At 42.0% G+C, this 19,018-nt stretch carries 21 protein-coding genes and 1 tRNA gene; 8 read left to right on the top strand and 14 right to left on the bottom strand.

Features of this window, described 5'->3' with window-relative positions:
• The first annotated feature begins 215 nt into the window (after positions 1–215).
• Genes H6626_05710 through H6626_05725 form a run of 4 tightly spaced genes read left to right on the top strand, consistent with a single transcriptional unit; the run spans position 216 to position 3,585 of the window.
• Complete coding sequence (locus H6626_05710) at positions 216–1,106, top strand: hypothetical protein (protein USN48590.1); 891 nt, start codon at positions 216–218, stop codon at positions 1,104–1,106.
• Position 1,107: 1 nt separating this feature from the next.
• The gene (locus H6626_05715; protein ID USN48591.1) at positions 1,108–1,971 is read left to right on the top strand and encodes a tetratricopeptide repeat protein; all 864 of its coding nucleotides are present in this window, start codon (positions 1,108–1,110) and stop codon (positions 1,969–1,971) included.
• A complete protein-coding gene (locus tag H6626_05720) occupies positions 1,953–3,023 on the top strand; it encodes a hypothetical protein (GenBank protein USN48592.1) in 1,071 nt (356 codons plus the stop codon). Before H6626_05715 ends, H6626_05720 begins: the two co-directional genes overlap by 19 nt.
• 58 nt (positions 3,024–3,081) lie before the next feature.
• Positions 3,082–3,585, top strand: a complete 504-nt coding sequence (locus H6626_05725; GenBank protein ID USN48593.1) for a hypothetical protein — start codon at positions 3,082–3,084, stop codon at positions 3,583–3,585.
• Here H6626_05725 and H6626_05730 read toward each other — a convergent pair.
• The 3 genes from H6626_05730 to H6626_05740 all read right to left on the bottom strand — a co-directional run bounded on the left by H6626_05730 (position 3,582) and on the right by H6626_05740 (position 5,717).
• On the bottom strand, positions 3,582–4,271 hold the full coding sequence (locus H6626_05730; GenBank protein ID USN48594.1) for a hypothetical protein: 690 nt from the start codon (positions 4,269–4,271) through the stop codon (positions 3,582–3,584). The genes H6626_05725 and H6626_05730 overlap by 4 nt on opposite strands.
• Positions 4,272–4,375: 104 nt before the next feature.
• A complete protein-coding gene (locus H6626_05735; GenBank protein USN48595.1) occupies positions 4,376–5,419 on the bottom strand; it encodes a hypothetical protein in 1,044 nt (347 codons plus the stop codon).
• Positions 5,400–5,717, bottom strand: coding sequence for a hypothetical protein (locus H6626_05740; GenBank protein ID USN48596.1), 318 nt, complete (start codon positions 5,715–5,717; stop codon positions 5,400–5,402). Before H6626_05740 ends, H6626_05735 begins: the two co-directional genes overlap by 20 nt.
• A 392-nt stretch (positions 5,718–6,109) precedes the next feature.
• Between H6626_05740 and H6626_05745 the strand changes: the two genes are divergently transcribed.
• Positions 6,110–6,298, top strand: a complete 189-nt coding sequence (locus H6626_05745; GenBank protein USN48597.1) for a hypothetical protein — start codon at positions 6,110–6,112, stop codon at positions 6,296–6,298.
• Between the two features lie 8 nt (positions 6,299–6,306).
• Here H6626_05745 and H6626_05750 read toward each other — a convergent pair whose 3' ends face one another.
• Both H6626_05750 and H6626_05755 read right to left on the bottom strand, forming a co-directional pair.
• Complete coding sequence (locus H6626_05750; GenBank protein ID USN48598.1) at positions 6,307–6,543, bottom strand: hypothetical protein; 237 nt, start codon at positions 6,541–6,543, stop codon at positions 6,307–6,309.
• Complete coding sequence (locus tag H6626_05755; protein USN48599.1) at positions 6,540–6,872, bottom strand: DUF2958 domain-containing protein; 333 nt, start codon at positions 6,870–6,872, stop codon at positions 6,540–6,542. The genes H6626_05750 and H6626_05755 overlap by 4 nt, the downstream gene beginning before the upstream one ends.
• Positions 6,873–7,056: 184 nt before the next feature.
• On the opposite strand from H6626_05755, the gene H6626_05760 reads away from it, so the two are divergent.
• Positions 7,057–8,238 carry a DNA cytosine methyltransferase gene (locus H6626_05760; GenBank protein ID USN48600.1) on the top strand — a complete coding sequence of 394 codons (1,182 nt, stop codon included), beginning with the start codon at positions 7,057–7,059 and terminating at the stop codon, positions 8,236–8,238.
• Between the two features lie 39 nt (positions 8,239–8,277).
• Here H6626_05760 and H6626_05765 read toward each other — a convergent pair whose 3' ends face one another.
• From H6626_05765 to H6626_05780, 4 genes are all read right to left on the bottom strand, one after another.
• Positions 8,278–9,372, bottom strand: coding sequence for a tyrosine-type recombinase/integrase (locus H6626_05765; protein ID USN48601.1), 1,095 nt, complete (start codon positions 9,370–9,372; stop codon positions 8,278–8,280).
• Positions 9,338–9,505, bottom strand: coding sequence for a hypothetical protein (locus H6626_05770; GenBank protein USN48602.1), 168 nt, complete (start codon positions 9,503–9,505; stop codon positions 9,338–9,340). Before H6626_05770 ends, H6626_05765 begins: the two co-directional genes overlap by 35 nt.
• Positions 9,506–9,525: 20 nt before the next feature.
• Positions 9,526–9,599, bottom strand: a tRNA-Cys gene (locus tag H6626_05775).
• A 296-nt stretch (positions 9,600–9,895) separates the two neighbouring features.
• A complete protein-coding gene (locus tag H6626_05780; protein USN48603.1) occupies positions 9,896–11,329 on the bottom strand; it encodes an ATP-binding protein in 1,434 nt (477 codons plus the stop codon).
• A 355-nt stretch (positions 11,330–11,684) separates the two neighbouring features.
• On the opposite strand from H6626_05780, the gene H6626_05785 reads away from it, so the two are divergent.
• Positions 11,685–12,350: a hypothetical protein gene (locus tag H6626_05785; GenBank protein USN48604.1), complete on the top strand. Its 666-nt coding sequence runs from the start codon at positions 11,685–11,687 to the stop codon at positions 12,348–12,350.
• A gap of 6 nt (positions 12,351–12,356) precedes the next feature.
• Here the strand turns inward: H6626_05785 and H6626_05790 are convergent, their stop codons facing one another.
• The 4 genes from H6626_05790 to H6626_05805 all read right to left on the bottom strand — a co-directional run bounded on the left by H6626_05790 (position 12,357) and on the right by H6626_05805 (position 15,489).
• Positions 12,357–13,226, bottom strand: coding sequence for a tyrosine-type recombinase/integrase (locus H6626_05790; GenBank protein ID USN48605.1), 870 nt, complete (start codon positions 13,224–13,226; stop codon positions 12,357–12,359).
• 92 nt (positions 13,227–13,318) lie between these two features.
• A complete protein-coding gene (locus H6626_05795; protein USN48606.1) occupies positions 13,319–13,957 on the bottom strand; it encodes a hypothetical protein in 639 nt (212 codons plus the stop codon).
• A gap of 14 nt (positions 13,958–13,971) precedes the next feature.
• Positions 13,972–14,658, bottom strand: coding sequence for a hypothetical protein (locus H6626_05800; protein ID USN48607.1), 687 nt, complete (start codon positions 14,656–14,658; stop codon positions 13,972–13,974).
• A 24-nt stretch (positions 14,659–14,682) separates the two neighbouring features.
• Entirely contained in the window at positions 14,683–15,489 is an 807-nt protein-coding gene (locus H6626_05805) for a hypothetical protein (GenBank protein USN48608.1), read from the bottom strand.
• A gap of 429 nt (positions 15,490–15,918) precedes the next feature.
• Between H6626_05805 and H6626_05810 the strand changes: the two genes are divergently transcribed.
• The gene (locus H6626_05810; protein USN48609.1) at positions 15,919–17,493 is read left to right on the top strand and encodes a PAS domain-containing sensor histidine kinase; all 1,575 of its coding nucleotides are present in this window, start codon (positions 15,919–15,921) and stop codon (positions 17,491–17,493) included.
• A gap of 48 nt (positions 17,494–17,541) precedes the next feature.
• Here the strand turns inward: H6626_05810 and H6626_05815 are convergent, their stop codons facing one another.
• Positions 17,542–19,002, bottom strand: a complete 1,461-nt coding sequence (locus H6626_05815) for a RimK family protein (GenBank protein ID USN48610.1) — start codon at positions 19,000–19,002, stop codon at positions 17,542–17,544.
• Positions 19,003–19,018 lie beyond the last annotated feature (16 nt).

Genomic DNA, 19,018 nt, shown 5'->3' on the forward strand with positions numbered 1-19,018 from the left:
TTGATCCAAATAGCAGCGTCGTCAATATGGGGCCAGAGCGGTCGAATTTTGACAATTTTTGTCATTCCAGTCTGGCATTTTTTGTACTTATGATTTGATTGCCTTCAAAATCTTCTTCAGAACAAAAATATCAGCCTCTTAGACGATCTAAACTAGGAATGGAATTTGTAATTACTGCAAGCGTAAATAAAATTGACACGTTTTTGGAGAAAACAATGAAAAAGCTAATTCTTGCAGGAAGTTTAATAGCCTTATCCTCAATATGGGTGGCATGTGATTCTAAATTTGTAGAATCCTCCCCTGATTCTGTCCAGCTCAGTGGTATAACACTTGATGAGCGATTAACTCAAAAGGCTGAGATTGATGAGAGAATCAATCAAATTGACCAAGGAGTTGAAAAGGTAAAAAGAATCATTGATCTGTTTAAAAAGATTCAAAACCCTGATCAAGCACAAGATGTTTATACCCCGATAGATTTTGTACTTGATGTCAATGCAGAACTAAAAGCTAAAATCCCTGAAAACCGAGACGGTCGCCTTGTCCGATATAGCAAAATTGAACTTCCTCTCACAGTATTGTCTGAAGAATGCAGAACACTCCATACCTCCCTCGAATCAAGCGTCATCTACGAAGAGTCCGATGAGGAATCAACTACTGAGTCTACAGAGAAAAAAGCCATCGGTGAGAAACTGACTTATTCTTTTCGTTCATGCGCTTCAGAAGAAAAGTACCTCGTTGCTGTTGAGGCTAACTGGATCGGTTCAAACTTAGAGATTAAGTTGAACAATGAAAATTTAGAAACAATTTTCAAAGACATCGTAGTTAACGAGGTTTTAAAAGATTCCGCATGTAGAATCACTCAAGACTCCGAGAAAATTATCGACACCATTCACTGCTCAAACATTAAGGTTCAACTTTCAAACAGTGAAGATGCCATGGTTAATGATATGATTTTCAATAATTCCGGTGAAGTTCGATTTGAAGCTAATGCCGATATTTTTGAGAATGCTCGCAAAAAAGCAACTTCAGAAATCACAGTCCTTGCGAATGGCGAAGTTAAATTCGATTTAAATAAAATTGAAGAAAATGCCAGTGAGAGCCAGTAAAATGAAAAAGTTGATTACCGCATCCCTTTTAGCTGTAGCTTGCATTGTAATAAATGCTTGCGCCAAGAACGACACTCAGAATAAAAAAGAAGATGTGGTTCTCAAATCTTACCGTCTCATTGACGAGCAAAGAACTGATGAAGCCATCGAATTACTTGAATCAGAATTAGCCAGCGATCCAGATAACTATGAATACAAGATAACTTTGGCTTCAGCCTACGCCCACAAGGGTGGAATGAAAGTTCAAAAATTTGTACCAGCAGTTAGTAAAGCTGATAAAATGAAAGATCTAAAACTTTCTCTAGAAGATGTTGACGACAAAGCCAGCGTAAGTAATCAGGTTAACACCACGGCAATCAATGTTGCTCGTCTCTTAACTCAGTTTGCACAATTTTTTGAAGTCTATGCTGTTATTCCAGTTATCAATTCTGATCAAGCAACCTACATCAAGCATGCCATTTATCTCCTGAACGAGACAGACGACAGATTAAAACCTGAGGATGCTCTCTATCGAGCAATCCTTGGTATCATCATGTTTAAACACATACTAGCAGAAGGTCTAATTGGGGAGTTTGTAAAACCTGAGGGATCAGAAACTTGTCGTTTTGACCTTGGAAATGTGAATGATACCTTTGTTGAGCTAGGTAAAACGCTAATTGGTGTCTTAAATGATATCGGATATGCAAATGATGACCAAGCCAAAGACCTAAAAACTACTAGTGATGAGGTCGCTGACACCGTCTCTAACTTGACTTTAGCCACAACGTCATTGATGGTTATAGATGAAGCTTCGAGCATGTTTTTACAACAAGCGGTAATACAGCATGGATTTGGAAAACTCATTAAATGTGGTGGAGATCAGTAGCTCTATTCTTATCTGTTTCATCAGGAATTTTTTCCACCTCTCCAGCTCTAGCCCAATCCCTAGCCTTTAGTCGCAATCCGCGAACTTTTGAAACTGTTCAGTCTAGTCTTTTCATTAAAGGAATGGCCCATTCCTGCTTGGCTATAAAAAACATCCCCGATGGTATGCCTTGTAATCCAGCCAATGTACCTCTTCAGAAAAAGCCCAAACTTGGGATTGAGCTCTTACTGTCCAACGGGTACTCCTCATTAAATAATGTGAGAAAGTTAATAAAAGGAGAGGTGTCTGATGAGTTGGTGGACACACTTTTCTCTGAAGGAAAAATTATTCAAATAGAGGCCAACGCTGAGCTTGATTTTCAATCAAACCTTTTAAATGCCCGCTATACCCCTTTAACTGTTAAAGGGCTTTCCGTTGTAAGAAATGAAGCCAATCCCGACGTGGAACTCTCTGTCATGGAAGAAAAGGGATTTATGTTCCAAACAGGTATAGAAACCTTTGATAATCTATTTTTAGGTGTACAAGCAAGGTTTGTTGAAAGAAAGTTTATCCGCCAACAATTTAAACTTATTTCTCTTGGCACCACAGCTGGTCGAGATGCTTTAAAAGCTAAAGAGCAAACAGCTACATATATAGAGCCTGGTGCCACATGGATTCTAGCAAAAAAATGGCAACCACGTGTTTCACTGCTAGTCGCCAATTTAGGCTCGGTCTCGCAAGAGTATGACGAACTAAAAGTGCCTGTTGATGTGCAATTTGGTTTTGGTATCAGTCCCCCAGTGAAATGGGGAGAGTTAGAAATTTCTCTTGAGTACAAGAGTTTATCCTACGAAGAAGAAACGGATTTCGAGAAGCTCAGATTTGGTGGTTCTTATAATTTTGGAGCAATGAACCTAGTCGCAGGATTAGATGCCAATGGTATTTCTGGTGGAATTTTCTATGCTCTCGATCAAATTGATGCAGGTGTTTTATTTTCAACAACAAAACTAACAAATGAGGACGAAGATTTCTTTACTCAAACTGTCTACGTACAGCTTGGCTGGCGTATTTAGATCAGCCACTTTTTTTATTCTCTTAGCTTTTTCTGTGCAGGCTATTGCTTTAGAGGAAGTGGAAGTTAATAAAGAGAGAATTTATTGGAAAGACTTTTCCAAAGAGGTGCGCCTATTGAAAGAGGCCGATTATCGCAATGGGCTGAGCTATATCATCAGCGGGACAATAGCTTTAGCGGGAGGTATCTGGGGCGAAAGCATTACCGACGATCCAGCCGAAAAGGGAATTTACACAGTTTTCCAAACAATCGGGATAGCATCGGTTGGTTATGGAGCTTACCAGTGGAAAATTGGAGGAGAGGAACGAGCCCTCTACGATGCCCTCCGATACACTCGTGGCCTATCACCAAAAGACAAGTCTCTTTTCCTGCGAACTTATTATCATCAAAAAAAGCTGAGAGATAAAAGAGAAAGGGTGATTAAAGCTATTACTCATGGACTGGTCGCAGCTCTTAATATTTACAGTGCGACTCAGCAAGATCAAAGTGGAGTTAAAAACGCTCTGTTTTTTGTTGGCGGTGTCAATCTTTTAGCCTCAGCCTCCTACACATTTGAGTTTTAAATAGTTCCTGCAAGAACCATCTTTTTTAACTTTTGCCATTGTCGGTGTGAATTACCTTTTGCCGTCTTTACCTCGTAAAAATTAAAGAAATCAGAGAATAAATCAGTATAAAGATCCCCAAAATTCAAATCGAAAACTGTTTGCAAATGCTTTTTTAAGTAAGATCGGTTCATAACTCGCAATTCGACTCGAAAAACCTTATTGAGGTCCGTCTCTTTTCCGTAAATGTGTTTATAATATTGGTATTTTCCGTCAGAACGATTCTTATTTTCCTCAACCTCAACACCTTTATTATATATATTTAGAAATCTAACTGCGCTTCCTACATATAAGCTTGATAGTTGTGGCTCACCCGATTTGCCAATGCTGTAAAACTTTGAAGCCCTGCACTTTCCCCTCTTCGGTTTAAATGTCATTCCATCCTTAAAATTGAAGACTTCAGAAAGTGAAGAGGAATTGGCTAAGACGTCCATGCAGATATCTACACGGGTTAGTGAGGTCAACTCGGGGAAATTGAACGTGAAATTGTTAATATACGCGTTCAATAATTTCTTATGTCTCGACAGGGTGTAGAATTCACCTTTGAAAGTGGTTTCGACCCCTCGATTGGCCATGAGAACATGAATTCCTTTGCGAGTAAATATCTCCCCATAAATATTGTGCTTACTCTGACCAGAGTTATTCATATCGAAAAGCCTCCGAAAATGTGAATCCCTTGGGATATCTGAGTCCGTTTTTCTTGGCAACCTTTGGTTAATTTTAACCAGATCAAGTCGTCTGGAGAGTACAATCATTTGATCCGCCTGGGGGCATAGAAAAAGCTATCAATTTGATTGGACTGAACTCTTCCTTGCCCTGGCATTTTTAATGAATAGTAATGTTCATCGGAGCCAAAAGCATTTTTATAAGCTTCGAGCTCCTTAACATAAAATGTCAGAACAATAGGAATCATTGCTCTATGAATAGGTGTTGATGCTGATAATTCTTGAATCTTCAATTGTTGTGAAGCGAGAAATGCAAAAACCTGAGAAGATCGACCTATTCGTAGAACTTGAGCAAGAACTCTGAACAGATCCATGGCCTCCTTATCTTTGTTAGCTTTGAACTCTTCGAGGCAGTATCCGATTTCATCAACCACAAAAACTACTTTTTGGGGCGATTCGGGGAACTCCTCTGCTTTTGCTATTGTTTTAAGCATTAGCGTCTTCAATGCATTTAACTGTGTTGCTTCTGTTATATGGAAATATTTATCGCAACAATTTATAAGAGCGTCTTTTTTTGGGCTTGCGTAATATATTTTATACTCAGGACTTTTGCCTTTAATCTGTCGTATAAGATTTTCCATCATTTGAGTTTTTCCCATACCAGTCATGCCAGCCATATAAATACTCTGTATAGGTGAGGAAACCTTTTCCCCAAATTCATTATGGCCGCAATAAAGCTCTCCGACCTTCAACTTAGAAAGTGGCATATCGTAGGGTCGGCAGTTTCGGATTTGTCGTAAAATAATCTGAAATTTTTTTGAACTCCGCTTAGTGTCTTCAACTTTATATCCGTCGGGAGCAAAGGAGTTTATCCTATTCTTGTTAATTTCAAATTCATTGGCTTTAGGATGGGGATGTTTGACTTCGATAATGATCCTCGAAAATCGTTTCTTTAGATTTACCTTAGACTGTTCCATTGCAATATTTAAAATAAATAGATTTTCTATGATCCATATTTTAAGCATCTTTCTCTTAATTAAATTGAAAACTACTATCGTAGCAAAAACCCCGCAGACAATTTCCACGGGGTGATCTTTTAGAAAAGTAAGATTACTTACCAGTCTTTCCATCTCTAACTTCCTTTAAGCCGACAATGGCACCAATTCCTATGCCTTGAAAATTGTTATCTCCCCAAGAAACCTCAATGTCGTAGGTGGCATTCTCTTTAATGTCAGACAAAGAAGTTCTGAATATCCCAGGCAAGTTGGTCGTACTTCCATTTGGCATGACCACAATTTGATACCCAGCCACTTCAAAAGGCTCTTTTCTCTCTTTCTGCTTCTGCTTGAAATAGTCTTCCTGCTCCTGTTTTGTGAATGATCGAACTGACTGTACGAAAAAATTATTAACTGTTTTTTTAAAAATCATTTTATCCTCCTTGATTTTTATTGCGTTGGTTTATCCAACTTTTTTTAAATGGATTTTTAAAAACGTATTTAGAGGCTTTTTTTAAAAAAATTTCTTTGGGTGGTAGATTTTGTTGTAATACGCTATTAGTGTAAGCGTATTACAAACACTTGTTATCAGATCATTCAGGTGGCACTAGCACCGTTGGTGCGTGCCACCAATGCGAAAAAAACACAAACAATATTAGCCGCATACAAAGATTGCCAAATTAGATGAGATTCCGTTTTTTTATCAAACCCCATTGATTCTCTTTTGCGCTAAAAATGCGGATTCTCCTCTTCTTTTGATAACTTCATCAACCCCAGATCTTTGCGACGGGTTGACAGAATTTACCCAAAACAAAGGAGATTAACATGAGCGAAAAGAAAAATGATTCTTCAGAAAAAAGAGGGAATCTTATTTCGATCACCGGCAAACACTTGAGTCGAAACGGTGAATGGTTAGTGATTCGTATAGCAGACAACGCTATACTTTTAAAAGTTAGTGAGCTTAAAGAGCTTTTCTCGAGAAGAGAGAAGGAGTCTAAGCAAAAGGGCGCGTAATGCGCCCCTTATTCTGAAAAATGTTTTTTATAACAGTTTTCCTTGGTTTCCATATCATCTGGGAAGCCAAGGTTTTCTTCTAAATATTCTAATAAATCTTTCTCATAATTCGATAATGGTTCTTCGTTCTTTTCTTTTGATTTCTTTTTAAGAAAAAAATAAAAATTACCCAGAGCATAACGATATCGAGACACCACTGCCTGCAATCCACCAATTTCTTTTTCTAAATCCTTTTTACATTTCATTTTAATGTACCAAAAGAGTAGCTTTCGTTAATTTCAGTCTTTAGTTCTTCAATTGTTGCCTCTTGAAAGTATAGATCTCTCTCGATAAAAATACCTTTCCGCCTTAGTTCTTCAAACTCATCGAGCGAGAAGTATCCCCACTCAAGAAAATCACCCGCAACTAAACCAAAAAACATATTGGTTTCAGCATTAAACTCTGTTGCGTACCAAGTCCAATGGCCACAGGCGTGAAAGTATTTTGCGACAACGATGACTTCTTCGTCAGGTAATCCATCTTGACATCCAATTTTTCTAAATCTTTTTTTTATCGTTTTTGTTAACAGCTTCATTTTTTTCCTCCTAGTTTAAATTAAATGGAAGAATAAAGACGGACTCGATGCCTTTTATGCGAACAAAAATTGATTGTTTTGATTTGTAAATGGTTTTTTCAATTAACAAATAAAAAATAATTTCGGAAAAACGCTTAAAACTTTCTTTAAGGGGTATCTCAAAGGCAACTATGGAGGTACTCTAATGAGTCATAAAATTAAGGTTTTAAGTTTATTTTCAGGAGCAGGTGGGCTCGAGCTAGGTTTAGATGATAGATTTGAAGTAGTTGGCTTTTCAGAAGTCAGCAGGAATTCTTCATCAGTTCTTAGGAAAAATTATCCAGAGATTTCAAATTATGGTGATATAAATAAAATCAAGGTTAAAGATCTTCCTCAATTTGATTTTCTTGTGGGTGGGAGTCCTTGTCAAAATCTATCAATGGCAGGAAACAGATTAGGCCTAAAAGGGAAAAAGTCGTCTCTCTTTTATGAATACCTTAGAATTTTGAAAGAAGCCAATCCATCTTACTTTCTTTGGGAAAATGTAAAAGGGACTCTGTCATCAAATGGTGGGAAGGACTTCATAGAAGTTCTCAAAAAGTTTTCTTCTTTGGGTTATAATTTACAGTGGCAAGTTTTGAACTGTAAAGATTTTGGATCAGCCCAGTCTAGGAATAGAATTTTTGTTTTTGGGTCCAAAAATTTGCAACAATTGCCAGGCTTGCTGTCAATTCAAAGGCAGGACTACAGAACTTCAAAATTAAAGCTGAAGCAATTTTGTGGAAACCTTGTTAAAGAGGGTTATGTTAATACTATTACAGCAAGCTATGGGGTGAAAAGTGGTGATGGAAGTAAGGTTTGTAGTTTTGATCCCACCCTGGAAAACTTAAAAAAATTTAGAAACAATGAAATTGATGGGTTTATCAGACCTCTCAGCCCCTTAGAGTGTGAAAGACTCATGGGTTGGCCAGAAGGCTATACCAGAGTTGGGATTGATAAAAGAGGCAACCACAAAATTCTTTCCAACAATGCCAGGTATAAAATTTGTGGCAATGGTATTGCTCCTAAATGTGTAGAGGCTCTTTTACAAAATTTTGGAAATAAAAAAATGTTCTCAGTTTGTAATGATAAAAAAATGTCATTTAAAGTTTCTGATGGGAGTAAAACTTCAAGAGTTTTTTCAATTAATAATATTACAAGTGATCATTCAAAGGTAGTAGCACCTAAGGAGGGGGTTTTATCTAAAAAAGGTCATCTTCTTGTTGATGAAAAACCCATAATACACCAAAGCACATATGGAAAGGTTTTACTCTCTCAATTCCTTGAAGAGAGGACCAGTGATTTATCTGCTTCTGATATAGAGTATCTTTTTGAAAGGGTTTCTTGATCAAATGAAATTTGAAGTTCAATTCCCTGTGGAAGCTTTTTAGCTCCCTTTTTTTATTTTACTATCAATCAACTGAATAGACTCAGGGGTGAGTTCATAGCCCAAATAAAATTCTTGGCATACTTGCACAGAATTTCCCATAGACTGGGAAATGAGGGAAATACTGACCCCATGATTTAAAAGTCTTATTCCATAACCATGACGCAAATCGTGCAACTTTAAACCAGATTTTTTAGCCCCAAACACTCTCTGACAACTTCGTCGAAAGCGTGCGGAAACCGCTGTTCTGGATATATCTATTTTTTTCTTGTCCTCATTCCATTTCTCTAAGGCTGCAATTCCTTCAGAAAAAATATAGGCTGGACGAGATGAACCCCACTTTGGTTCTGCTTTCTTTCCATCATCCGTCATTTGATAGTTGATTTGGACAAACTTTTTGCATGGAGAGAGGTCAGCAGTCGAAAGGTGAAAGGCTTCCCCAAGTCTTGCCCCTGTATAAAAACAAACTTTATAAAGAGTTTTTATTTCTTCTCGCTTTTCGTCTTCTAGAACTTTCGCGAACTCACTGACTGTAAGGTAATTGACAGATTTTCTAACTTTTTTAGGAAGCCTGAGTTTGACATCCTCGCGTTGCAGAAATTTTAAAATTTGATTTAAGCGTGCAACAATTCTTCTTTGCTTTGGATTATCAAAGTCAGAATTATAAATGGCTGATTCAATTTGCTCCTTAGTCGCACTAACAATGCTCAATGGACCAAGCGCATCTATAGCCCTTCGCAGATCATGACGAGCAGAGTGTTTGGAATTATTTTTTATAGGTCTGTGCTCGTAATTCTTTTCCCAATATTTGGTCAAAACTTTGTCATTAGTGGCATTGCCAGTATAGTGGGTGTATTGCCCAATGTTTGCATTGAGACGATTGCGTAGTTGCTCAACTTCTTTTCTGGCCTCATCCCAAGTCAGAGTTTTTTCACAATACTTTTTATTGATCGCTATGAGATCTAGATTGTCAGTTAAAGCACTTGTCTTCGTGGAGCCGTCGTCTTGGGGAGTCGCGAGAAAGATGGAGAAAGTTTTTCGCTTTCCCTTACCTCTCGACTTACTTGGATTTTTTATGTGATATCTGGCGCTCACGTTTACCTTCTCGCATTTCAATAACTTGTCGGTAAACTTCTAGCGTAGATAAAGTGGTGCTTTCAACCTTTTTGACGATCTCAGTTATGCCTTTGGCTTGTTTATAGGCTTTAAGGTCAATGGCTTTATCCAAGAGACACTCCTGGATTTAAGTGGAGGTGGTGGAGGAAATCGAATCCCCGTACACAGATTTGCAGTCTGCTGCCTAACCACTCGGCCACACCACCATTGAATTTAAAAAAATTAACTCGACTAAAGAGTGGTAAAAAGATAGCCACTATTTTTAAGTCGCTAGCCACCCAGTTTTTAGTCCAGTTAAATTTATTACTCATTTCAATCCTTTATAATTAACAATCTCACCCTGAGCCATCTCTAAGGAGATTTGCAGTCCGCTGGATAGCCGCTCTCCCACGCCACCGACTATCAATTTAAAGAAGTCTGATACAACCAAAATCCCCGTAAGAATTCAACTGGTTGTTAAACGCCTCTACTTTTGACGGAACGCACTATTTTATCCGTCCTCTCATAAAAACAAACGATTCAATGAATGAAAAGACGTTAAGGTAAAGAGCTTGGCTTCTTCTAGATGCTTACTTTTAATGCTAGGGCTATGATCCAAGTCAGCTAGGCTACGGGCCACCCGCAGCAGTGCGCGAAGCCGGCGCCGAGAACCGGAGGTGTCTGGCATCAAGTGATCTCTCACAAAGGGTTCCACTTGCCCCAATAGGTCGTCCACCTGCAACTCGGCGTTCAAAACAGTTTGCCCCCGATCTGTCCTGGCGAAATCTTGTGCGGCTTTCACTTTTTCGAAGATTTCCTTGAGCGGCACGTCTCCGTCCGGTTTCCACTGGTCGCTGAATGACAGCACATCGAATCGATCAAGGATAGGACCACTGAGTCGATCAATATACGAACGACAACGAACTAAGCTCTTTTGGCATTGCATCGCCTTTCCCGGCACGAGATCTCCACAGGGACACAAATTTGTCGTGGCAATCAATTGAAACTTCGACGGGAACGTCTGGCGACGCCCGACCCGAGCCACATTGATTTCCCCTTTTTCTAGGGGCTCTCGAAGGGCTTCTTTGACTCGACTGGGAAATTCTAAAAATTCATCCAACACGAGCACTCCGCCGTGGGCCCGGGTGATTTCGCCCGGCACAGGTGGAGATCCACCCCCAATCATGGCCATGGCCGTGGTTGTGTGATGGGGAGCCACCATGGGCCGCCACGATATGGGTCTCCCTAGAAGCTTTGCAATTTGCTGACTGGTTCTGAATTCTTCAGGGTTCGGGTCACTCAACAATAAGTGTACGGCATCGGCCAATGTGGTTTTGCCTGACCCGGCCGGGCCGGCAAGCAAGGTGGGATGCTCGCCTGTGGCCATGACCGCAATTAGGCGCCCGGCCTTTTTACAAAATGACAAATCCTTTATCGGCGGCCTTTTCATTTTGTATTTAAAATTCGTCCCCTCAATAAACTGCGGATGATGCAAGTCGCGCAGCTGATTCATTGCAAAAATATCGTACCCCAATTCATGCTTGGGCAGCCCTGAATAAATGGGCCAATCTCTGGGGTGAGCCAGCAGAGCATCAATGTCATCTGGAACCGTCACCGCGCCCTCTAATCCCAGCTCGCCATAAATAAACAGTGGCCCTTGCCGGGCCGGCAGCGGCACTTGCTCCGTCTTCCAAAGGTAGGCACATGCTATAGCCAGATCCAAACCCCGACTGCTTTTCTTCATGTAAGCGGGTTTTAAGTTCACCAAGATCTGCTGACGCTTTGGCAGCTGAAACCCCTGATGCTTTAACGCCGATCTCACTCGCAGCTGGCTTTCTTTAATGGCTGCATCTGGCAAACCCATGAGCTGAAGTGTGGGCAACCCGGGCATCAAACTGAGTTCAACTTCCACCGGCTGCAATTCAATGCCGTTTCGAATAAAAGAATATATTTTCATGGGCGTTTGTCACTGCAAACGGGAATGCCAATACAGGCAGCCATTCAGCGCGGTACTGCGTCCGAGACGTTCAGTGAACCGACCCCTTTTGTCCGTGACCGGACGACGAATTGCGCGGCGCATACAAAGAGGACGTAGGCTTATAAGTTGTTCAAGCTACAACTCACAGACTTGACAGTGTTTCTAAAGGCGCGATAGGCCAGGGACCTATCACAAATTCATATTAGGGGTAAGTTCATTGCGCGCAGGGGTGTTATTCGTCGCAATTTGTTGGGGTGTTTTTTCGGTTTCTGAGGTTTTCGCGAGCTCGCGCTGTGCTCTCGCTATTTTGCCTTTTGAAAGCGCTCACTTCAGTGTGGAAGATTCACTGATGCAGGTGGAAGACACCGGCAATGAAATCCTGCGGTTGCTCAATGAAAATAAATTTAAACATGATGTTAACGAAAAAATTCACCAATCCGTGGATAAGCTCACTCATGGCATCGACCATATCATGGAACTTTATATTCATAATCAGCAGGAGTGGACATCCCATCTCCACAAGAAACTCATCGGTTTGGCCAATGAAGCGGCCCACATAAAAGATCACGTGGAGCTTCTCATCAGAAGAAAAAGTGCGAAGCGATACTCCCAAATAGAGGATGAGCCTCTACTGGCTCGGGCCGACTTTGAGTACCTCGTAAACTCTGAGCCCACTGAGTTTCGCATCGCTTTTAACAAAGACATTGTAGAAAAAGTGCTCTGGTACAACACCACCGATGAAGAGCGTCGGGCTCGCGCGTTTTTAAAAGCCGTCCATAAAACTCATGCCGGTGGCATCAAAGCCCTTCGAAATAGCCCTGAGGTCAAAGAACTTCGCCTCGTGTGTAAACACCATGGCAATTGTCGAATCCTCGGGTACATGTACCATTCTACTTTTTTTGCCACGGTGTTTATGGATTCCCACAATCGCCTACGAGACCTGAACGACGGCGCAAAACTTGTGAAAAAAGCCATGCCCACCCATTTGAGCCACGATTAGATCTGGTTAGACGTCCATCTGAGATAAGGGATGATGCTCATCGATTTCTTCTTGCATCTTTTTCGACGACACTGACGTGTAAATTTGCGTGGTCTGAATGCTTGAATGCCCAAGTAACATCTGTATGGATCGCAAGTCAGCGCCACCTTCTAACAACGACGTGGCACAGCCGTGCCGAAACTGGTGGGGACTCACCGTTTCTTCAAATCCGGCCCGTTGCGACCATGCATTCAGCCATCGCCAGATGTCTACACGACTGGGTCTTCGCCCCCGGTCGTTAATTAGGATCGAGTCTGTGGAGTCCACCACCAAATGACCCCGCACGTGAATCAAATAATCTTTAAGCTCTCGCAGAAGCCGTGTGGTCAGAGGTACTAAGCGTTCTTTGTTGCCCTTACCTAAGATTTTTAGCCAACCCTCTGTTTCGTTAAAATCTTTCTGATTCAACTGAATGAGTTCGCTCACCCGGCATCCCAAACCAAATAGCAAAAGCAACGTGATTTGATTTCGCGCCGTACGATAGGCATTGTCTGTGGCACAGGCCTTAAAAAGTTGCTCAAAGTCTTCAACAGAAATGGCCTGCGGCAACTTGGCTTTCACCTTTGGCGGACGCAGTTGACGCAGCTCGGGCACCTTTTGCCCCTGAGCTTCGCAGAACCGAAAATAGGTGCGAAGACTACTAATGACTCGCGCCTGAGAACGAGTGCTTAATTTTTTTCTCTTTAGAAACTCAAAAAACCGACCGATATCTGAACCCGTTTGAGCAAATTCAGCATATAATTCTAAGTCACGACGGTAAGCCATCACCGTGTTCTTAGATCGCCCCCGCACATGCTCCAAATCATCGAAAAATTCCACCCAATATGTCAAAGCCATAGGCGGTAGTTTAGCAAATGAATGCTATCGTTTATCAAGGTATTTAAACGCTTTACGCTACGCTTCTAGATAGGGCTCACTGGTTTTTGCGATCAGTTACCAAAACCAGCAAGGGTGGAGAACTTTCCGATTTCTTCTTGAAAGCCATCTGTATGAACCAATTCCACTTTTAATTGGATATTTCCCGCCAGCTCATCCGCGTACAGATCAGATACATCAAAAGATCGCAATAGAATATGGGCGCCATTGTCTCCGAGCATTTCAACCACAAAGTCGTGATCGGAAAACTGCCCTGGTTGAGCTGAGCGAAAGAAAATCTTTGATGAGGCCAGACCATCGACACTTTGCAATTCGACCATCAATGCAAAGTCTCGCACACCGCTGTCATCGAACCCATCTAAGAAAACCACTCGCGCAAATTTTAGATCATAAGGAGTGTATTCGTAAGGCAATCCAAAGGGACTGAGGTCAATCACCGACACCACACTTTGGGGAGTACCAAACTCGCCATTGGTGTCGGCGTAAAAAATATTTGTATTTGCTCTGCCTAGCAATCCGAGAAACACACTGGCCGCGCTGCCGGAGGCGCCGCTAGCGGCCTCTTTTAAGTTCACATCAAACAAGGTGTTAGTGTCGATGTTGTGGTCCACTTCCCGCCACTGATAAGAGCAGGCCGAAAGCCACAGCCCGCCCAGTATGATGATCCAATTTAAAAAGTGACGCCGTTTCATGACCTGTTCTCCCCTTAGAAGCACGCTGGTTGTGCGCCATACTCTTGCGACATAACTGTCACTGGTACGCCACAGTAGCCGCCGGAGCCAAAGCCTGGGTAACCGTAGGCTGAGTTGTTTGTGCCTGTTTGCTCGATATTAAGCCCGGCAACCAGTTCGTCATAATCAATATTGCTATTGTCACATGCTCGCAGTTTTGGCAGTCGAGATTTAATGGTGCCATTACTCATGCTGACAACCATGCGGCTAGGACCGTTGGCATTTTTCGCCTCAAATACGAGTCCGTTAATCATGTCAATGCCATTGAGTACACCTGGCTGCAACACGCCTGTCACGTTGTAGCGGCCTGGCTCCAGCCCGCAGGGTAGTCCCTGACTGACAAAGACACTGCCTGATACGAACACGCTTTGTCCGGCACCTGCATAGCCCGCACCAGGATAGCCTGATTGGTCTGTGAAAAACTCTAAGGCCACTTGCACTCCGGGATACTCAAATGCGTTACCGAGGGCAAACCCTATGCGAAATGACTCGTTAGGATAGTTCACACAATTGGTTGCCAAACACTGAGGTCCTGGTCCAACCACGCCGCCTCGGCTTTTTGAGTCATCACCACAACCTGAAAGACTGAGTACACTCACGAAAAACAACGAAAACAACGCCATTTTTCCGATTTTGTTTTTATTTATTCTTAAGGCTTTCATTTTAAAACCCCTTGTTTCCTTCCTTTAAAATTCAATTCCATTAAAAGCTTCTGATAAACTTAAGTCCGTAAACTCGCCCAACTTTACATACCCAGCATCTGGGTTCACCGCGCGCTGAGTGGCTAATCCATCGCCACTCTTCCATGCTCGACAATCATAAGGACCAGCATATACAAACCAGCAGCTTGTGGGAGATAGCGGTGAATATTGAAACTCAAAGTTCTTATACCAAACAGAGCCACCCACTAAATCCGATGGTCCTTGACCATCACCTTGATCTTCAATCTGGTCGATCACTAAAACAATGGCTCCAGTCACTTGGCCAGGTGTTTGATAATAGATCGATGGACGCTCATCTTCGAAAAATCCATGCCACACCACTTCGCCGTTGGCTGGGTTTGAAAACCAAATATTATATTGGTTGTTCACATTATTGTTGTCGACGCGCGATCCTGATCGCACCAACGATGTGAATTGCCCAGCGTACGACTGACCGCGATCTGTATAAGTGATTTTCACTTTACCGCCCCAGCCATTGCCGTACTTATTTAAGTTTAAAGAGATTTTGATATCTTGTGGATCATACATAGGCCGTCCGGTGTAGTCTGAAAACGTCGATAAACTCTGAACTGTTAGTTCCGCCGAAGCGCTATCGCCCCAATCGAAAATGGAGGTGCCACTGCCACTGCCACTGCCATCAGGAACAGTATCCGTGCCATCTGTATCCACCGCATTTTGTGGAGCCGGTGTACTCTCAGAAGCACAACCCACCGCCAACAGGGCCGACAAGACCACACTTAACATTAGGTTTTTCTTTTCTAAAAAGCTCATGGCTCTTATCCTTTCTTGCCCCAACCGGGGATGCTCTCACCCTTGTACATAAGCGAGCCATGTGCCAGGCCCAGGAAAATCACCTAAGATACTGTTTTTATTGACTTTTATTGGATTTTTGCCTAGCCTGTGGGCAAATTGAAAAGATGTCAAACTTAGCTGACAGTGCCCATTTTTGTCGTTTTTTAGCCGCCTTTTAAGCCGTTCTGGGGGGCTATCGTATCCCCTGTTGCCAGAACTTGTGACCATTTATTGACAACTTGCCGCTCGTTTCCTCAGATCACCCGGCTCCTTCCACCAATGAGCCTAATATTTGTCGTTGAACCTTGCTTGACGTTACCAGTTGCGAATCCCCACCTATACAAATAGACTCGAGCTAATGAATTTTGATCTTTTGTGGATTGCCAAAACAAAATCTAGGACTTTCACGTGACCTCACCAAATGATAATTTTCCCCAAAATTCACTTCCTGAGGTGGGTTTTCCTTCCGAACAATCGCAGTTTTTTAAAGCCTTCTTTAAACAGTCACCCATCGGCCTTAATCTCTGCCGGATGGACGGTCACTGGGTTGAGTCTAATCCGGCATTTTTGAAAATTATTGGATACTCGGCTGAAGAAGCCGACAATGACAATTTGACTTACTGGCAACTCACTCCTGAAAAATATGCTGAGGATGAACTGGTCCAATTAGAAAGCCTAAAGTCGCGCAAGGTTTATGGCCCGTACGAAAAAGAATTTATTCGAAAAGACGGAAGCCTAGTTCCGGTCCGCCTGAATGGTTTTATTATCAGTAAAGACGGCGAAGATTACATTTGGTCAATGATTGAAGATCTCTCTGCAGAAAAATCTCTCAAACTGCAACTTGAAAAAACGTCCAATTTTTTTGAAGCGACCTTGGCCAATCTGCCGGTAGCCGTGTTTGCCAAGGACAGCCAAGATGACTGGAGATTTATCATCTGGAATAAGCAAAGTGAAAATGTATTTGGCCTTCATCAATCTGCAGTCCTCGGCAAAACAGATTATGATCTTTTCCCCAAAGAACAGGCCGACTTTTTTCGAAAAAAAGATACTGAAACCCTTGCGTCTTTGCAAACTGTGCGCATTGAAGAGGAACCGGTTACTCCGACTGGCAAACAGACCCTATGGTTACGCACTTATAAATTGGCTCTAGCTGACGCAGACGGAACTCCCCGATATTTGCTCGGAATCACCCAAGACATCACTGATGAACGGAATGCCGCAATTGAACTTAAAGACAGCAATACCAGGCTCCGTGATGCCATTGATGTGGCCAACAAAGCTCTGCACGCTCGGTCTACTTTTTTGTCAAATGTGAGTCACGAAATTCGAACTCCGCTAAATTCAATTATTGGCTTTGCCGATCTCCTTTTGAGCACTGATCCGACAGAACAGCAAAATGAGTATTTGCGAATTCTCAACCATGGGGCCCACAGACTGCTTGAAATCGTCAATGACATTCTAGATATGCAAAAAATTGAATCTGGCCTACTCAAACCCAGCTTCGAATGGGAAAACCCCGCCGACGTCATCCTGGCACCCCTTGATTTATTGAAGTCTACAGCCAAAAAGAAAGCCATCCACTTTGACTATGAAATCGAAATGCCATCGAAGTCTCAGATAAAAGTAGACCGCAAATTTATTGATCAAATTCTCACAAATCTTGTTGGCAATGCCATTAAGTTTACTCCAACCGGCGGCACTGTTCAGATTTTGGCGACCGTGAAGTCCAAAGAAAACACTTTGAAAATCGTAGTTAAAGACTCCGGCATTGGAATAGCCGCTGACAAACGAGAGCATATTTTTGAACCCTTTGAGCAACTTGACACATCCACGAGAAAAACCTACGGGGGCACGGGTCTTGGACTGGCCATTGTAAAAGGGCTTGTTCAGGAACTTTCTGGCACGATTGAATTGGCAAGCGAAGAGGGACAAGGAACCACGTTTGAAGTGCAAATTCCTGTGGAAGTTCGACCTATCCGCTGAGCCAAATGCACCTGAATAAGACGGAACGAAGAATTCGAATACACAATTTTATCGACTATCCAACCGTCGATAAAACTCTTCCATAATTCTGTCGTAGAGTGCCTCGCCTAAAAAAGCATCTTCCACACCAGCATCAACATTAGGATTGTCGTTGACTTCGATGACGTAAACTTGACCGTCTTTCTCTTTAAGATCCACTCCGTACAGACCGTCACCTATACTGGAGGCCGCATTGACTGCTGCCTTTACAATTTTTTTAGGTGCCTTATGAACACCAATGTCTTGTGAGTCTCCACTCTTAGTCCCCTTGTTTCCGTGCCTATAAATTTGCCAATGCCCCTTTGACATAAAGTACTGGCATACAAAAAGTGGCTTTTTATTTAATACTCCTACTCGCCAGTCATAGGGTGTGTACATAAACTCTTGGGCCAACACCAACACCGAGTTTTGAAAAAGTTCTTTGCACCGTTCGACAAGTTCTTTCTCGTCTTTCACGAGATACACGCCTTTTGAGAACGAACCATCAGGAATTTTCAAAACGGCAGGAAACCCTAATTGTGTTGTGAGTTCGCTATTGAGATCTTGTCCCGCGTGCAACAAAATAGTTTTAGGCGTCTTTAGTTTCGAGGCTAACAGTGTTTCATGTAAAAACACTTTGTTGGCGCAGCGAAGAATTGAAGTGGGATCATCGATAACAACTAATCCCTCGCTCTCTGCTTTGCGAGAAAAAGCATAGGTGTAATGGTTGATCGCAGTGGTTTCACGAATAAACAAAGCATCATACTCCCCAAGGCGAGAGTATTCTTTTTTTGTAATGGTCTCTGCGAATATGTTGTATCTCTTCGCTGCTTTTCTAAAGTTATCTAGCGCCCGCTTGTTTGATGGGGGCATTTGCTCGTCTGGGTTCACCAAAATAGCCAGATCGTACTTGAAGGTTTTTTTTGATCTCGGCTTTCTCCAAACACGAGCGTTAAATTTTTCTAAACTGGCCGCAAACAAATCTTCTTCTTTGTCGCTGAGATTTTTAATCGAACCCGATTTAATAGACGCCAGATGCCACGAAGAAGAAAACTCAAAGGTTACATTCAAAATAGGAAAGGGAAAGGCTTCAAATATCTTTCGTCCTATATCTGAGAACTCTTCCTCAGCCGTTTGCCCAAAACAAATGGTGAGAGAAAAACCTGTCCCCAGTTTTTGCTTTGATTTTTTTAAAAGCTTATCAAAAGCCTCGTCCAATTCGTCAGTTTGTATGCCATAAATGGCTTTTCGACTGAGATCATTAATGGCCTTTACACTTGGAATAACCTTGTGCCCTCGAGCCTCCGCCAAAAGCGATGTGTAATACCCTTTGGACAGATACTTATAGTTGCGACACAAATTGATTACAATATTCTGCTTAGCTTGAGGCGCTTTAAACTCTAGGTAGTCTCCAAAGTTGACGACAGTCGAACTTGGATAATAGGGGCCCCAGTCTGATTTATCTTCTATTACTGCATAAACGTTTGCCATGAAACAAGCTTCTCGA

The sequence above is a fragment of the Pseudobdellovibrionaceae bacterium genome (assembly GCA_023898385.1).
Lineage (GTDB): Bacteria > Bdellovibrionota > Bdellovibrionia > Bdellovibrionales > UBA1609.

Bases quoted from the DNA above. Each gene is read 5' to 3' on its own strand.
- H6626_05710 (USN48590.1), top strand. From the start codon at position 216: ATGAAAAAGCTAATTCTTGCAGGAAGTTTAATAGCCTTATCCTCAATA.
- H6626_05715 (USN48591.1), top strand. From the start codon at position 1,108: ATGAAAAAGTTGATTACCGCATCCCTTTTAGCTGTAGCTTGCATTGTA.
- H6626_05720 (USN48592.1), top strand. From the start codon at position 1,953: ATGTGGTGGAGATCAGTAGCTCTATTCTTATCTGTTTCATCAGGAATT.
- H6626_05730 (USN48594.1), bottom strand. From the start codon at position 4,271: ATGAATAACTCTGGTCAGAGTAAGCACAATATTTATGGGGAGATATTT.
- H6626_05735 (USN48595.1), bottom strand. From the start codon at position 5,419: ATGGAAAGACTGGTAAGTAATCTTACTTTTCTAAAAGATCACCCCGTG.
- H6626_05740 (USN48596.1), bottom strand. From the start codon at position 5,717: ATGATTTTTAAAAAAACAGTTAATAATTTTTTCGTACAGTCAGTTCGA.
- H6626_05745 (USN48597.1), top strand. From the start codon at position 6,110: ATGAGCGAAAAGAAAAATGATTCTTCAGAAAAAAGAGGGAATCTTATT.
- H6626_05750 (USN48598.1), bottom strand. From the start codon at position 6,543: ATGAAATGTAAAAAGGATTTAGAAAAAGAAATTGGTGGATTGCAGGCA.
- H6626_05755 (USN48599.1), bottom strand. From the start codon at position 6,872: ATGAAGCTGTTAACAAAAACGATAAAAAAAAGATTTAGAAAAATTGGA.
- H6626_05760 (USN48600.1), top strand. From the start codon at position 7,057: ATGAGTCATAAAATTAAGGTTTTAAGTTTATTTTCAGGAGCAGGTGGG.
- H6626_05780 (USN48603.1), bottom strand. From the start codon at position 11,329: ATGAAAATATATTCTTTTATTCGAAACGGCATTGAATTGCAGCCGGTG.
- H6626_05790 (USN48605.1), bottom strand. From the start codon at position 13,226: ATGGCTTTGACATATTGGGTGGAATTTTTCGATGATTTGGAGCATGTG.
- H6626_05795 (USN48606.1), bottom strand. From the start codon at position 13,957: ATGAAACGGCGTCACTTTTTAAATTGGATCATCATACTGGGCGGGCTG.
- H6626_05800 (USN48607.1), bottom strand. From the start codon at position 14,658: ATGAAAGCCTTAAGAATAAATAAAAACAAAATCGGAAAAATGGCGTTG.
- H6626_05805 (USN48608.1), bottom strand. From the start codon at position 15,489: ATGAGCTTTTTAGAAAAGAAAAACCTAATGTTAAGTGTGGTCTTGTCG.
- H6626_05815 (USN48610.1), bottom strand. From the start codon at position 19,002: ATGGCAAACGTTTATGCAGTAATAGAAGATAAATCAGACTGGGGCCCC.